The organism is Vibrio sp. SCSIO 43155 (assembly GCF_023716605.1).
In the GTDB taxonomy this organism is placed as follows: Bacteria; Pseudomonadota; Gammaproteobacteria; order Enterobacterales; family Vibrionaceae; genus Vibrio; species Vibrio harveyi.
The window spans coordinates 1-15,803 of sequence record NZ_CP071853.1; the positions used below are offsets into that span (position 1 = coordinate 1).

The window sequence follows — 15,803 nt, forward strand, 5'->3', positions numbered from 1 at the left end:
CCCCTTGATCATACTTCCGCTTCATTTCACTTAAATATACGTTCTAACGTACTGGATGCATGATCAAGGTGTGGGTGTTTTCCATTTCTTTAAAGAAACACTGAAAATCATCCAACATAAGATTCATCTCACACTATCCGTAATTTAGCGTTGTTTTATAATCGTTCCGAGATTAATGCTATTTACATTGTAAATAAGTGACAGTGTGACACTTTAAATCTAGTCGAGTTTGAAGCACTTTATTCGCAGGGTTTTGATTAAATTTTGTGATGTTTTGATGGTGAAATCATAAAACAGGCGTTTGTGAGTGTTTTTTATGTGATGGTTATTCAAAATGCTCGTGCACCTTTTTGTTGTTTTTGTGTTGTAGTGCTGTACAATGAAATGCAGATATCCTTCCAACGGAATTTGGCATGAAAAGAGAAACAACGATTGAAAATCTCCAGGAATTAGCAGAGCTGACGCAACAAGTTCAAGCTGACCGTATTGAGATTGTTTTGGAAGAGCGTAGTGACAACTACTTCCCACCAATGTCTAAGGCAATGATGGAAACCCGCTCTGGTTTAACTCGTCGTAAACTAGACGATGCTATCGGCAAGATGGAAGCGGAAGGTCATCAATTTACAAAGAATAATGCTAACCATTATTCAATCACGCTTGAAGAAGCGCACATGCTAATGGATGCGGCGGAAGTGCCAAAATTCCATGAACGCAAAAAGAATTCTGAAAATAAACCATGGATCATCAACGTACAAAACCAAAAGGGTGGTACGGGTAAATCGATGACCGCGGTTCATTTGGCGGCGTGTCTGGCTCTAAACCTAGATAAACGCTACCGTATTTGTTTGATTGACCTTGACCCTCAAGGCTCTCTGCGTCTGTTTTTGAACCCACAAATTAGCGTGGCAGAACACGACAACATCTATTCTGCTGTCGATATCATGTTGGGTAACGTGCCTGATGGTGTTGAAATTGATCGTGAATTCCTTCACAAGAACGTACTGTTGCCGACGCAATATCCGAACTTGAAGTCGATTTCTGCTTTCCCAGAAGACGCAATGTTCAACGCAGAAGCGTGGCAAACACTCTCTGAAGACCCATCGCTAGATATCGTTCGTCTGCTGAAAGAGCAGTTGATTGACAAGATCGCGAATGACTTCGACGTAATTATGATTGATACCGGTCCACACGTTGACCCGCTAGTATGGAACGCAATGTACGCATCGAACGCGCTATTGATTCCTTGTGCGGCGAAGCGTCTTGACTGGGCTTCGACAGTAAACTTCTTCCAACACCTACCAACGGTTTATGAGATGTTCCCTGAAGATTGGAACGGTCTTGAGTTTGTTCGTCTGATGCCTACTATGTTTGAAGACGACAACAAGAAGCAAGTTTCTGTTCTAACTGAAATGAACTATCTTCTAGGTGACCAAGTTATGATGGCTACCATTCCTCGCAGTCGTGCATTCGAAACCTGTGCTGACACCTACAGCACTGTGTTTGACTTAACCATAGGCGACTTTGAAGGTGGTAAGAAAACACTCGCAACTGCACAAGATGCGGTGCACAAGAGTGCATTAGAACTAGAGCGCGTACTGCACTCTAACTGGCCGTCATTGAATCAGGGGTAATGAATAAATGGCATTGAAAACGTCTGAATTAAACGCGAAATTATTTGGTAAAACCAATAAGCGTCGTGTTGCGACACCTCAAGAAGCGCAAACGGCGGCAAAAGACAAAGCACAAACTATCGAACTAGCAGTCGCTGGTGAGAATACTGTGCAATTTGAATTGGTACGAATCCCTGCGGATAAAGTGGCGACAGACACGAGCGTATTTGCAGAAAACGCTCGTGAGCAATCTTTCCTAAACGAACACGCTTTATCGGATGTGTTGGTGACGTTGAAAGAACGTGGCCAACAATATCCAGCAGTTGGTCGTCGCACGCAAGATGGCAAGATTGAAGTATTAGATGGTAGCCGCCGTCGTATGTCTTGTATCTTAGCGGGCAAAGATTTCTTGGTTTACGTTGGTGACGGCATCAACACAGACCACGCGAAATTCCTTTCTGATGTTGCAAACGCGCACAAGCCACTGTCTCTCTACGAGAAAGGTAAAGAGATGCAGGCGAAGTTAGAAAGCGGCGAAGCAGAAGACCAAAAAGCACTGGCAAAAATGTTCCAGTGCAGCGAAGCATTGGTGAGTGGTGCGTTAAAAGCGGCGGCATTACCGTTAGAGCTTCTTCAAGCGTACCCGAATGTTGGTGATTTAGGTCGTCCAACGATAGTGAAGCTGCACAAGCAATTCTCATCACTAACCGGTGAACAGCAACAAAATCTGCTGGATAAATGCCGTACGTCTGAAGGCTACCTGTGGCAACGTAGCACAGCTCAAGGTGTTGCTCGTCTGACAAAAGAAGTGACAGAAAGCATTGAAAGCTGGATTGCAGAATTAGCACCTGCGAAGCCAGCTAAGAAAGCTGAAAAAGTTGATCTTGTTAAAGGGCGTGCAAGCTACAGCCGCAAAGGCAATAACCTTGCTCTTAACTTGAAAAAAGTTGACGACAGCTTGATGGAAGAAATTCTTGCTTTCGTTGAGAGTAAAATGAAGTAAATATCTTCTTCTTTGAAACCGCCTTCGGGCGGTTTTTTTATGTCTGCAATTTGGCAAAGTCTCCGTGAATCGAGATGTGATAACATGGCGTCAGTTTAATGCTCGGATATACGTAATGCTCGCTCAATCTGAATTCCTTTCTCAACTTCAAACTCAATCTCATGATGCGTTTCAACGTCGTGGCGTGGCTATCTATGGTGAGCCCGAATGGCAAGATGCGCTAATTGCTGACTTTTACAAACATCAATCGGATCAGACTTGGTTCTGTGTTGGTGATTGGTCCCTTGAAGGGGCTTTTTGTGTGTCTGGCAAACAAGGCAATATGTTGCTTGGTCGTGAGTGCGATGTTTTATTGTTTGATGCGAGAAAAGGCGTCGATGCCAACAGTTTTACCGCTGCTCTTGGGGCTTTAGTTGGCGGTGGATTGCTGCTTGTTATCGCCAATAAACAAGAGCAACCAAGCGAAGCTGATTTGTGGATGCAAATGCATTGGCAAAAACTGACTGTGATAGACCAGAGTCTTCCGTTGCCGACACTATCGAGCGTACAATTTGGCGCGAAGGAAAACCAGTTTGAGCAACAAACTGAAGCGGTAGCATTAGTTGAGAAAGTCGTAACGGGACACCGCAAGCGTCCATTGGTGTTGACTGCTGACCGTGGTCGTGGAAAAACCAGCGCTTTAGGTATAGCTTGTGCACAGCTTCTTAAGCAAAAGACGCTGCGTATCTTAGTTACCGCACCAAGCATTAAAGCTGTTGAACCCATCTATCAGCATGCATTGCGATTACTTTCAACAGCGCAACGAGTTAAGAAAGAACGATTGGAAGTAGGGCAGGGGTACATCCAATTTATTGCCCCAGACGAGCTGCTTTCGTCTATGCCGGAATGTGACTTGTTGTTAGTGGATGAAGCTGCGGCGATCCCTGTACCAATGCTCAAGCAAATTACGGTACATTATCATCGTTTGGTTTTTTCGAGCACGATACATGGTTATGAAGGGTGTGGTCGAGGGTTTACGCTTAAGTTTATTGAGTGGTTGAAAGAACAAAGACCAGGAATGAAAAGCCACCACCTTCAACAGCCTATCCGTTGGAGTACAAATGACAATCTAGAGTCGTGGCTGTATGAGACGTTTTTGTTGAATGCAGAGCTTGAACCGTTTGAGCGAATAGAGCTTGGTGAAATTGCATTGGTCAATCTCCGTAAGTCCGAGCTGATTTCTAATCCTTCCGTATTGAAAACGTGCTTTGCGCTATTGGTCAACGCGCATTATCAAACGGCGCCTAATGATTTACTTCACTTGCTGCAAGATGAAAACAGTCAGGTTTATGTTGCTCAGTACCAAGGTCAAATCGCCGGTGTGATTTTAACCGTGGAAGAAGGCAACTTTGCCGAAAACCTAATTAAAGATATCCAGCTCGGCAAGCGTCGTCCAAAAGGGCATTTAGCTCCCATTACCATTATTAACCAGCTTGGCTACTCAGAAGTCGGCGCGCTTTCTACATTACGTGTGATGCGTATCGCTGTTCATCCAGAGTTGCAAGGGCGAGGAATTGGTCAACATATGTTGTCATTGCTGGAGCAATCAACGCCATCTCACATTTCCTATTTGTCCACCAGCTTTGGTGCAACGGAAGAACTCATAAAGTTCTGGCAACGCTCGGGCTATGAGTCGATTCGACTTGGAACGATGCGTGACGCTGCGAGTGGCTGCTATTCACTTTTGATGGTTCGCAATTGTAACGCCCAACAGCAGTCTTGGATTGAAGAGTCTAAGCATCTATTTGAAGAATTATTGTCGTTGAGTGCTTCTGCGATTTATCCACGACTTGAGCCGAGTTTAATGCGTACGTTGTTATCCCAACCAATTCAAGCTGTCTCGTTGAATAAGGCGAAGATCACTTTGGTGGAGTGCTATGCTCAAGGTGGTAATAGCTTTGAATCTGTGTCGACATGGCTTCAACAATGGTTACTTCAATTTGGTTTGGTTGATGTTTCTGATCTGCTGATCAGTAAGTCACTCTTAAACAAAGATTGGAATGAGTGCGCAAAACAATTTGGATTGGCGGGACGTAAGCAAATCGAAGCTGAGATACGCAAAGAGCTTCAAGCTTTAATCGCTAAATTTACAGTGTAAAACGATACGCGGTTTTGTAATTTACACTGTAAAGTGGAATAGATAGGAATTTAGATAGAGGAGAGAGTTTACACTGTAAATTCTCTCCTTTGTTTTTCAGGCTGGCTAGAACGAAAAATTGATAGGAAGAGTTAGTGTCAAGCGAGCGCCTTTGACACTTGAAGGTGGTTTTACTAACGGTTGCGCTCGTCCTATAAGCTCAATCGCTTCTTTATCTAATGATGCTGTTCCTGAGCTTTTTACGAGTTCCACATCGAGAACATTTCCCTCCCTGTCCATGGTAAAGCGAATCACTGGCATCCCTTTCTTCTTAAGTCGACGTGCTTGCCTTGGATAGCGTTTTTCTCGTTCTAGGTGTGCATGCAGAGCTTGTTGCCAACTTACCTTTGCCGCTCGTCCTGCTTCGGATTGCTGACCCTGCCTTAGTGCGCTGATTTGTTTGGATTCACGTTTCGTCTCCAAGCTAGGTTTTGAACTGGCGGCTTGATTGATTTCAGGTTGTTTTTTCTTTGACTGCTTTTCTGGTTCTGGTTTTGATCTGTTCGGCTTTGGTTTCTCTGTTTTTATTGGCTTTTCAGTGTTTGCGGTGATCGTGCTCGGCTGTTTGGATTTGACTAAAGCTGGAGACTGCTCTTGTTCGGGCTTATGTTTTACGGATTGCTCTTGACGGGCTTGTTGAATTAACTCTTCTTGTTGCACTGTACTTTCAACCGCGTTCACCGTGTTTTTGGGGGCAGCCATTGGTGCTACGATACTCACTGTAATCGGTATCGCTTGTGGCGGAGAGGAAAAGTCATACTCAGGTGTCCACATGTAAGCGATGGCTATTAAGGCGTGAAGAGAGGCGCTCAGTAGTATAGCCGTTAAAACAAAACGTTTTTTCCTATAGCTATAACGAAAAGATGGTCCTGCTAGAGTATTCATTGTGGCGCTCCCGACGCTTGCTCTACACTAACTAATGCAATTTGGTTGTAGCCGCTAGCGACCATTTCATTCATCACTTTCATTAAATCTTGATAACTCAGAGATTTGTCAGCTCGAAGAAATATCCGAGTGTCTGGTTCAACCTCGGCTTTTATTAGGGCTTGCTTCAAATCGGCAAGCGAAGTCTCGTGCTTTTCTCCCACAACTAAGGTTAGGTCTTTTTGAATCGTGAGATAAACTGGTTTATCAGGTTGAGGCTGAGGCTCTGCTGATGACGTCGGCAAATCGACTGCAACGTTGACTGTCGCTAATGGGGCGGCAACCATCACTATGATTAAGAGCACCAACATGACGTCAACCAGAGGTGTCACGTTGATCTCATGATTCTCAACCATATCATCGCTGTCTGAGGCTGGCTTAAATCCCATTGCTTAACCCACCTTCTTTAGCACTGTGTCGTTGTGTTCTTGGTGAGATTGCATTCGCTTTTGATCCAAATCTCGGCTAACCAAGATCATCAATGCTACGGAGACATCGGCGAGTTGCGCTTTGTAGCCAGAAATTTTACGTGTGAAGTAGTTATAGATGACCACTGCTGGAATTGCTGCCACTAAACCAATTGCCGTGGCAAGGAGGGCTTCTGCGATCCCCGGAGCGACCACCACTAGCGTCGTGTTCTGAGATTTTGCGATTCCGATGAAAGCATTCATGATGCCCCAAACTGTGCCGAACAATCCAACGAAAGGACCGACGGAGCCGATGGTTGCGAGGATGCCGGTCAGTGAAGTCATGCTTCTCCCTAATTCAGCTTGCACTCTTTCTAAGCGCAGTTGTACGCGTTCTTTAATGCCATTTTCTGAAGCAGAGCCTAGAGAAGAGAGTTGCAATTCATGCTGCGTTGCTGAAATTAGTGAGGATTCTACGCCTTTAAAAGGCTGAGTGGTCTGTTTGGCATTTTCCAATGACTCTGCATCAACAAGCTCAGTAAGTAGTTTTTGTGTGCGTCGTGTTGCTTTCATCAGTTGTACTTGTTTAAAAAGAAAAACTGCCCAAGTCAAAATGGATGCGGCAAGCAGTGAGAGCATCACTCCCTTTACCACCCAATCAGCAGCGTGGTACATACCCATTGGGGATAAATCGTGGGTGATGAGCGGGTTAGAAGGTGGTGCTATTTGTGTTTCGGTGACTGAGTTATTTATAGAAGTACCAGTTGACTCAGTTGCAGAAGAAGAAAGGGGAAGAAGTGCCAGACTAAAAGATGCCGACACTAGGAGAAAAAAACGCTTATTCATTATCCATTGCTCGTTGTGAAAATGACTGATGGCGCAAATAACCTTTTCGCGCCTGCTCTATCCACTACACCGAATGAAGTAACGAAATCCGTAAAATAAATTTAAATATTTGGGTCAATTTACACTGTAAAGCATGTTTGCCGTGATTTTAGAGTCAAAAACGCTTTTCAAATTTTACGCTCACCTCATTTTGCTGATAGGTGTACAGCCAATCAACGTTGCTGTTTACCCGTTTATGAGTCCACTCTAGAATGGGTGTCAACGTCCAAAAAACCAACTTTGGAGAGGAAAATGTGACAGTATAGTTTTGCTCTGTGTCTCTTCTCTTTGCATCGAGTAGGGCGTTATATCCCTCGTATTGCCTTTCTCGCAGTGATGCAAACAGGTTAGCGTCAAGCCAACCTTCGACGCTTTTCACGACTCCGATTCGACCACCATAGAGCTGGTAAGCATGTACATCTTGATCATTTTGTTTATGCGTCCAGTCTATGCCACCGAATGCGAGCCATTGTTGTGGCAACTGGTGCCAATAGTTGATGCTTGCATTCCATTGCCAATCTGATTGATAGTCGAGCTTTGTTGGACGGTAATCTTGGTATTCGCCTTTTAGTTCCCATCTCAATGCGCTTTTCGAGTCTAAGCTATGGAATCCATTCAACTTTAGACCTGTTGACCAATACAAACTCTTATCCGCGTATGTGCTGTACTCGATCAACGGCGCAACCAAGATACTATGACGCTGGTCTTGAAAGCTGTAACCAAAGCTAACATTCGCTGTTTGCTCGTTGTATTCACTGTGATTGTTGTAACGAGAACCATACGTCAGCGCTTGCAAACTCATACCATGATGACCTTTGAAGCTAATGCGCTTATTCGCACTTGCATTAAAAGTTACCCCTGCTGCTCTCTGTTTTTCCGGTGTTACTCGATCAAATAAACACTTTCCTGTCTCATGACGGACTAAGCAAGTATAGGTTTCTGAGCTGCTATTAAGATTGTCATTGAAAGTTGGACCAAAACTGATCGCACCTTGCCATGCATCTCTGTGCTCTAGTGCTGATATAAAGGCATTGAGAGTACGTCTGACACCATCAGCCCTTGGGTTATCAGTAGGGAGAGTAGATTTGATTTGTGAGAAAAGGGTGTGTGCGTCTTGGTTTTTCTTACGCTCAAACAAAACGCGAGCAAGCTCTAACTGAGCGGGAAGAAAATTCGGATATAAGGATAAAAGCGATCGGTACTCTGCCTCTGCATCACTTAAACGACCTAAATAGCGTGATAGACCGCCTTGGGCATAATGGATAAGTAAAGGATCTGCATAGGGTGATGATTGATACTGGTTCAATAGTACTTCTACTTGTGACCATTGCTTTCCTTTAACTGCTAGGTAAAGCGCTTGCCCTAAGTTGTCGTTGCTTTGATCTGACGAGCTTTGTTCCTGAGCTTGCTTCGACCTCTGTAATTCGAGTTCTTTTTCTTCTTGCAGGAGACGCTTTTCTTTTTCTTGTGCTGATAGCGCATCTCTTTGCTGAATGCGAAGATTCGTATCTTGGTCATTGGCTACAACGGGAAAAGAAAACAACGGCACTAACAGGGATGTCAGAGCGATGGTGTAAGAGGTTCTAACCGCCATAAATATTCCATATAAAAAGAAGCAGCAAGGGCTGCTTCTTGGTTATCACTCATTGAGTCGAGAGTTATTTTTTCTCGCCGCCAAAAGCAGTGTCTAGATCGCTATTGTTGGTAAAGGTGGCGATACCAGCCAAGCCAGCAGCATTCGCACCAAAGAAGTGACCTTGAGAAGCGCCATTCGTGGTTGTGCCATTCTGTACAGCTTGAGCAGTGCCATTAAATGCTGCGGTTGCTGCATTAATCGTTGCGTCTACACTTACCGTTAGGTTGCTATTGTTGATTGAACCGTCTAGCGTTTTGGCTCCGAAATCAGCGTTAAACGTACCTGAAAGTTTGTTTGCGCCAGAGAACTTGTTAATACCAGTAATGTTGTAGGTCGCCTTGCCGCTGGTTGGTACAGTCGTTCCTGCATCATTACCGACGTAGTAAACGGTACGGTTGTTAAACTCAGAATCTTTCTTACCTTCGTACCATTCTCCAAACCACACATCTTGATTCGCTACTTGGACAAAACTGTAAAAATTGTCTTGAAAATGTTTGCTGCCTGATGTGTGAACACCATTTCGCTCGTCATCAAAAATACCACCAGCTAGACCTTCAAAGTCCACTCGTTTGCCACCTGTTTTACCGATGCCTGCATTGCCTTTAGAGTGAATAAATGGGACCCAAACTTCTGATTCTCCTACTTGGCGAAGCGAATCATCACTGATCGCGCCATCAAATCCTGCATGAACAAGTGGGCTTAGACCAATCATTGCTGCTGCAATCCATGAAAGTTGAAGTGGTTTCATTGTCTCTTCCTTTTGTTGATTGAAATAGTTAAAGAAAGAGACCATGCCAGTGCATCCGGTGCTCGCGACAGATGACTAACGCGGTCTCATTTAGTACACCGAAATAGGAGACAAAACCCGTAAATAAGTTTGTGATTTTTTAAATTGTTGGCGAATAAAAAACAAAACGCCCACAACTGTGGACGTTTTTGATAGCTGCTTGTGTTTTAACGGCTGGTAAATTCAATCGTTGTGGAAATTCTTTCAACCATACTAAAGTCATTAGGACCGTTAAGACTCCAGCTGAAGCCCATTGAGGCTTTTGCCACTTTGCCGTTGGTCGGTGGACTTTGTAGTTGGAAGGTTAAGCTGTCACCAGCGGGGATAACAATAATAACATCGTTATCTTGAAGGTCTTTACTAAAGTAGCTTTGAGAGCCAACTAATATCCTTGGTGTTACAACGTCGTTGCTACTACTAAGCGTATACTTTCCGAGAGTAATGGTGACTGGCTTTCCTACTGCTTCAAAAGTATAGCTATCGAGAGTGTAATAGTTAGGAATAGGACCCGTATCGGATGTTTTATCGATGACGTCATTTTGCTTGTGAGGCAGTCGCAAAGGAGTGGGATCTGAGCCGCGTGTGAGTTTGGTGTGCGGTTGGGATTCAGAAATCGCTCTTACTCTAACTCCCACAGAATGGCTATCTGAAAACTCGCCATCATTTACGGTTAAACTGACGACGTAATCCCCGGAGATATCTGGCGAAAATGAAGTTAGCACAGCATAAGGATCATCGATGACGGCGGATGAGCCGTTTGGTTTTTTAGTGAAGTGCCATTCATAAGTGAGTACATCGCCGTTGGCATCACCACTGGGTGTGCCATTCAATGGGACACTCATGTTATCAAGAACCCAAAACATTGAACCATCTACCTCCGCATGTGGAGGGACATTTTTATAAAAAAAGGAAGCGGTGGTCGTAGCGGAAGCTTCAGAAAAGCCATCGAATGCAGTCACTTTAACCACATAATTGCCCTCCGTATCAGCCTTGATTGAGTTGAAATCATACACAGTCGATTTCGCTATAGAGTAATTGCTGCCTTGTGGGTGGGACAACACTTCCCATGTAAACGACAATTTATCGCCATCAATATCTTGAGGTCTTGTGTTTAGGTTAATTTGCTGAGTTAGGTTACCGGTGTACTTATCTTTGGTAAATTTAATCGTTGGTGGTGTATTTTCGTCTTCCCTGATGACTTCTATCTTTACTTGGTTAGGGCGGCTGTCTGTTTTGCCATCGTTCACCACCAATTCTACAAGGTAAGTGCCCAATAAGTCTGGCTCAAAGCGCGGAGTTCTGGATTCTGGATTAATGAGCTCCGCTTTACTCTTGAAGGGTTTCGATACCATTTTCCAAGAGAAGGCTATTGAGTCTTGGTCGTAGTCGACGCTACCCGTGCCGTCGAGATGCACCACTTTTTCACTCAGCTTTACATGTTGATTGATCCCAGCTATCGCAATAGGGGGGTGATTGTTAGTCGTTTGGGGTTCAGAGGCATCATTCCCACCGCCACCATTACAACCATTAAGAAGTAATAACAGCAATGGTGTGAGAGTATATTTCGAGCTTAGACTCATCTTAGTTCATCCTAATTGATTAGAAGCGCGGTCCATAACGCGGCGCGGTAAAAGAAAGGCTTTATCTGATACACCGAATGAGATTTGAATATCCGTAAAAAAGCGCGGAGAGACCGCGCTTTTTTATGTATCATTGTTGTGCAGGACGATCAGTTTGTTTGGAAGTTGTAGCCAACACCGCCATAAAAGTTTGTTTGATCTTTGATCATTAGACCGTAAGTCATCATGACACTACTTCCTTGTGTTGGTGCTGACCAAAACTTAACAACAATCTCATCACCGACAGGTAGCACGCTGCCATCTTCAATGCCGCTTAATTTCAAGTCGTGATCGGGATTGGTTGCGTTCATTGCAAAGACCTGCTGAACTTCATAATCTTGTCCAACTGCTTCAAGAGTTAGTGACCCTAGGAGTACGTATTTGGGCGCTTCACCTTTGAGGTCTTTATTCAGAGTAATAATCGGTATTTCGAGAGGCCATTGTTTTTTCTCACCGTTGAAGTGCAATACGAGGTCGCTTGTTCCTGCTTTCGATGCCGTTACTCGAACAAAATCTTTTTCACTGCTTAGAGCACCATCACTTACGGTTAGAGCAAGCGCATAATCACCCTCGACATCGGGGGTGAATGTTGGTTTTGCTGACGTAGCATCCGACAATTCTGCAGTACTTGCCGAAGGCTTGGACACAAATTCCCACTGGTACGTGATACCTGAATCATTGCCATCAATGCTTGCGCTAGCGTCTAAGGTTGCGGTTCCACCCAATTCGAATGTGGTATCTCGTCCCGCCATGGCAACCGGTGCGACGTTATCGGCAGAGTAGTTGATGGTGATCTCTTTAGTTGTCTCTTCTTTACCGTCTGAGACGGTTAGAGTTAGTTTGTATTCACCTGCAACGTTTGCTTTTAGCGTTGCTTGTTTTGTGCTTGCGTTGCTCAACGACATCGTGGTGTTTTTTGGTGCTGAGTTGAGAGCCCATTGGTAGCTGAGCATATCATTATCAGCGTCGTAAGCTTTCGCGTCTAATTTCAGGGTTTGATCAAGCGCTGCCGTGTAGGTTTCCGATGCATAAATAACGGGCGCCACGTTGGTATTTACTTCTGTTGCGGTGATAGTCAGCGATTGTGCGCTACTGTCTTTTTTGCCATCGTTGGTTACCAACTGAACGGTGTAGTCTCCTGCCACGTCTGGTGTGAAGTATGGAGAGACTGCATTAACGTTATTTAACTTGACGTTACTGCCTTGTGGTTTTTTGCTGATAGACCAAGTGTACGTTGCGATACTGGCATCTACACCGTAGCTACCCAGTCCATCTACACGAATTCTGTTTCCGACTTTTGCTGTTTCGTAACCAGATACAACGGATACAGGCGCTTTATGTGAATCTGCAGTGTTTGAGTCTGAACCACCACAAGCGATAAGCGAAGGAATGGTGATAGCAAGAAGCGTCCATTTCATGTTGGGTTTCATTAAATCATCCTAAATATACGGTTCTATAGGCTTGGTGGTGTTTGGGACACCAAACCTATATTGGGCTTTATGAAGTTTCATCCACTACACCGAATAGCAATTGGAAATCCGTAAAAATAAAATGAAAAAACAAAACGCCTCGGGTGAGGCGTTTTGTTTTTAAGGGGCGTTCATAAGGTTTAGAAGCGTCCGTTTAACTTGAGTCCTATCGTTCTTCCTGGTGCAGGCATCCCAGATACCGATCCAGCTTCAAGATAATAAACATCGGTGATGTTGCTTCCGATAAGCTCTGCAGATAGGTGTTCGTTAAACGCATATTTAATGTAAGCATCAAATGTTGTTACATCGGTTCGTTTAATTTGTTCATCTTCGTGACTGCCAGAAACATAGTTGGTACGTAACCCGCTTTCTAATGCTTGATTAAAGAACCTTGCTCCGACTAATAAGCTACCCGAATACTCTGGTGCCGCTTGTGCTGCCAGATAGCTTGCTGCTGTGAAGCCACCGCGAACACACGTTTCTGTTGATGGTGTGGTTTTATCGACAAGAGCTGGGACGAAGCCTTGAGCTGCAGAGTTTTTGTCACACACCTCATTGCGGAAGTTATAAGCCAATGATGCATCGGCAAAGTACAGTTGGTTATCGAACATACCGTTGATTTCAATACCACTGGTGCGTTGGCTATCCAGATTGGCAAATGAAAAACTGGATCGATCGCGATCCATTACATCATCAATCGTTTGATCAAAGTAAGTGAGCTTTGCACTTGCGTTCTCAAAGTAGTGAATGTACGCGACCTCGAAGAGTTTCGCTCGCTCTGGTTCAAGGGGTACTGATGCTGATGGGTTACCAGAAAATCCACTGGTACTCTCAAATAAGCTTGGGAATCGCAGTGTTTCTGCATATCGAGCATACGCACGGCTGTTTTCGTTGATTAGCCATGTTGTGGTAAGAGAGGGCATCCAACCACTGCCGCTGTTCTTGTAGCTGAGGTTACGGTTGTCCTTGCCATCAATTTGTCCTTTGGTTTTACAGCTGCCTTCAACAAAGTTGTCTTTCTTTTGGGCAATCAAACAAGGGTTGTTAGCAAGATCCAGTTCGTTTTTACTGTTGGTTCGCCATTCAACTAGGTGATCCTCAACGAAACTGGTTTTGTTTTTGGCTTCCGTTGTTTTCTCTTCTACCTTTGCAGTTAACAGTGAATCAAAGTTATTGATCTCATTTTGACGCAGTTTTAACTCTTCACGGTAAGTATCAGCTTGGGTGGGATCGGTGGTGATCAAATGTTGCAGGCGATTGATTTCTCGGTTTATGTTCTTTTTTGTGAACGTTGCACGAACTTCATGCTCAGCATTCGCGACGTTTTGTGCGATTTCTTCAGGTGCGTAAGTTTCAATGGTTTGAAATGCGAGACGATAACCATCTTTCTTGTATTCTTTAAGACCAACATCGTCGCTATTGCCCGTTTTGATGCGATTCTCGATGTAAAAGTCGGTGGCTTCATAACTGATATAGCGCACGCCTGCATTGATAATAAAGGCATCTAGTGGACGCCATTCGATGACCGCGGCTCCGTTATATTCTTCTCTTTCTCCCGAGCGCACAGGACCACCGTAGAAATCAATGAGGTATTCCAAACCTTCTTTTGGGGTCAATTCATGCTTCATGTAGCTGCCGGAAACCGTGACATCCAAGTTATCGAGCAATAGCATTTTGTTCTTAAAATCAAAGCCAAAACGGTTTTCATCACGATTGACGGTCGAGGTGTTGATGATGATATCTGGTGTCTCGCTACGAAAGTTCACAAAATTGGGAAAGCCATAGCCAGTATTGCTTCTGGAATCCGTTAACGTTGTCCATAGGTTAGTACTGAGGTCAATGTAGCGGCTTTCTGGGTTTGCTCGAAACTTGATGCTGTAAGCTTGCATCTTGGCATTCGCTAGCGGCCATTGAGGCAGACCGTCACTGTTTCGATAATCTGAACGACTCGCGAGGATTTCCCCGTGAGTACTCTCTGTATAGCGCGCATTCAGCTGTAACTTATAGTAATCGCTAAAATTAATGGTTGTTTTTAATAGGAACGATTCCATCTCAGAGGATGTATTTGGTACTTCGTGCCCAGGGATATGGCTCAATGCAATGTGTTCCGGGTTCAAATATGGGTTTCTGCCCGCAACGATCTCGCTACCGCTACCATCTCTTGATTTGGAGTAGAAACCCGTTTTATTTGTGCCTGAGTAGTAGTTACCACGATTACGATATGCATACGCGCCAAGCCATTCAATTTTTGGTTTTACGCCCGCAATAGCTAGTCGATAAGCTGTATCCTCACCGTTTAACGGATTGTCATCTTTATCATCTCTAGTTTGAAAGCGTACTTCTGGGTCGTCATATAATGGTACGCCGCCTAACTCATTGTATACTGGGACATCTTGCCACCGTTTACCTGTATGCAAGCGAGCTTTGTTGGGCTTTACTGAGTTGCTGCTGCTTTCCGCCACGAACTCCATACCGAAATTATCACCCTCAGGCACAATGTCTTGTGGCTCCAATGTCGTGACTTGTACTGCGCCCCCTACAGAGGTATTCACGTCCGAACTGATCTGTGCGCCTTTGTAAACTTTCAGACCACCAATCAAGTTTGGATCAATGTAGTTTCGGTTTGAAGCGCCTCGGTAACCGTTATAAACGGAAATGCCTTGTTCTGTGCCATCTATGACGACAGGAACTCGTCCAAAACCTTGTACACCACGAACATTAGGATCAATGCTTCCACCGCCATTACGAGCCTCACCACTAAAGGTATTTGCCATTCCGGTAAACAGATCGGCAGCGCTTGCGCCTTTGAAGCGTTCTATTTCTTCTTTGCCCATGTAGGCACTGGCAACATCGGCGTCATAGATCGCCATCTCACCATCACTATCGCGATAATAAGCATCTTCAAAACTCGTTCTTACCTGAATTGCGTCGAGTGTCATTTCAGAGGAAGGAGAAAGTTGATAAACACCATCAGCCTGCTTCTCGGCATTCAATCCCGTGTTTGCCAGCAGCAATGTCAATGCTTGTTCGGGGTCATAGTTACCTGTTAATCCAGGACTTTGCAGGTTTTCTGAAAGTGAAGCATTGAGATAAAACTCAACACCAGACTCTACCGCAAACTGGTTTAATACATGGTCAAGATTACCTGGTGGAATATCGTACTGTACTGACTGTTCTGCCCATGCGGCAAAAGGAGTGATGAGAGAGGCTAATCCTAGATTGGCTTGAATCATTATCGCCAATATTTGGCGTCGTTGAGGGAGCGGCACCTTGCTTTCCTTAATCGG

General features: G+C 44.5%; 11 protein-coding genes. 3 read left to right on the top strand and 8 right to left on the bottom strand.

Translation table 11 applies throughout. The annotated features are described in order from the left end of the window. Positions 1-413 precede the first annotated feature (413 nt). From J4N44_RS17005 to J4N44_RS17015, 3 genes are all read left to right on the top strand, one after another. Positions 414-1,631, top strand: a complete 1,218-nt coding sequence (locus J4N44_RS17005) for an AAA family ATPase (RefSeq protein ID WP_005448834.1) — start codon at positions 414-416, stop codon at positions 1,629-1,631. Between the two features lie 7 nt (positions 1,632-1,638). Beyond that, positions 1,639-2,613: a ParB/RepB/Spo0J family partition protein gene (locus tag J4N44_RS17010; protein ID WP_029790505.1), complete on the top strand. Its 975-nt coding sequence runs from the start codon at positions 1,639-1,641 to the stop codon at positions 2,611-2,613. A 115-nt stretch (positions 2,614-2,728) separates the two neighbouring features. Next, positions 2,729-4,750: a GNAT family N-acetyltransferase gene (locus J4N44_RS17015; RefSeq protein WP_252045496.1), complete on the top strand. Its 2,022-nt coding sequence runs from the start codon at positions 2,729-2,731 to the stop codon at positions 4,748-4,750. A gap of 105 nt (positions 4,751-4,855) precedes the next feature. On the opposite strand, the gene J4N44_RS17020 is transcribed toward J4N44_RS17015, so the two are convergent. The 8 genes from J4N44_RS17020 to J4N44_RS17055 all read right to left on the bottom strand — a co-directional run bounded on the left by J4N44_RS17020 (position 4,856) and on the right by J4N44_RS17055 (position 15,785). Further along, positions 4,856-5,674 (bottom strand): cell envelope integrity TolA family protein, encoded by an 819-nt coding sequence (locus J4N44_RS17020; protein WP_252045497.1) that lies wholly within the window; start codon positions 5,672-5,674, stop codon positions 4,856-4,858. Then, a complete protein-coding gene (gene exbD, locus J4N44_RS17025) occupies positions 5,671-6,102 on the bottom strand; it encodes a TonB system transport protein ExbD (protein WP_252045498.1) in 432 nt (143 codons plus the stop codon). Before exbD ends, J4N44_RS17020 begins: the two co-directional genes overlap by 4 nt. A gap of 3 nt (positions 6,103-6,105) precedes the next feature. Further along, positions 6,106-6,966, bottom strand: a complete 861-nt coding sequence (gene exbB, locus J4N44_RS17030) for a tonB-system energizer ExbB (protein ID WP_017818307.1) — start codon at positions 6,964-6,966, stop codon at positions 6,106-6,108. 154 nt (positions 6,967-7,120) lie between these two features. Continuing rightward, the gene (locus tag J4N44_RS17035) at positions 7,121-8,599 is read right to left on the bottom strand and encodes a surface lipoprotein assembly modifier (protein ID WP_252045499.1); all 1,479 of its coding nucleotides are present in this window, start codon (positions 8,597-8,599) and stop codon (positions 7,121-7,123) included. Between the two features lie 64 nt (positions 8,600-8,663). Continuing rightward, positions 8,664-9,389 (bottom strand): Slam-dependent surface lipoprotein, encoded by a 726-nt coding sequence (locus tag J4N44_RS17040; protein ID WP_005450033.1) that lies wholly within the window; start codon positions 9,387-9,389, stop codon positions 8,664-8,666. A gap of 206 nt (positions 9,390-9,595) precedes the next feature. Further along, positions 9,596-11,008: a PKD domain-containing protein gene (locus J4N44_RS17045; RefSeq protein WP_252045500.1), complete on the bottom strand. Its 1,413-nt coding sequence runs from the start codon at positions 11,006-11,008 to the stop codon at positions 9,596-9,598. Between the two features lie 149 nt (positions 11,009-11,157). Further along, complete coding sequence (locus J4N44_RS17050; protein ID WP_252045501.1) at positions 11,158-12,477, bottom strand: PKD domain-containing protein; 1,320 nt, start codon at positions 12,475-12,477, stop codon at positions 11,158-11,160. A 179-nt stretch (positions 12,478-12,656) separates the two neighbouring features. Next, on the bottom strand, positions 12,657-15,785 hold the full coding sequence (locus J4N44_RS17055; RefSeq protein ID WP_237359322.1) for a TonB-dependent receptor: 3,129 nt from the start codon (positions 15,783-15,785) through the stop codon (positions 12,657-12,659). Positions 15,786-15,803 lie beyond the last annotated feature (18 nt).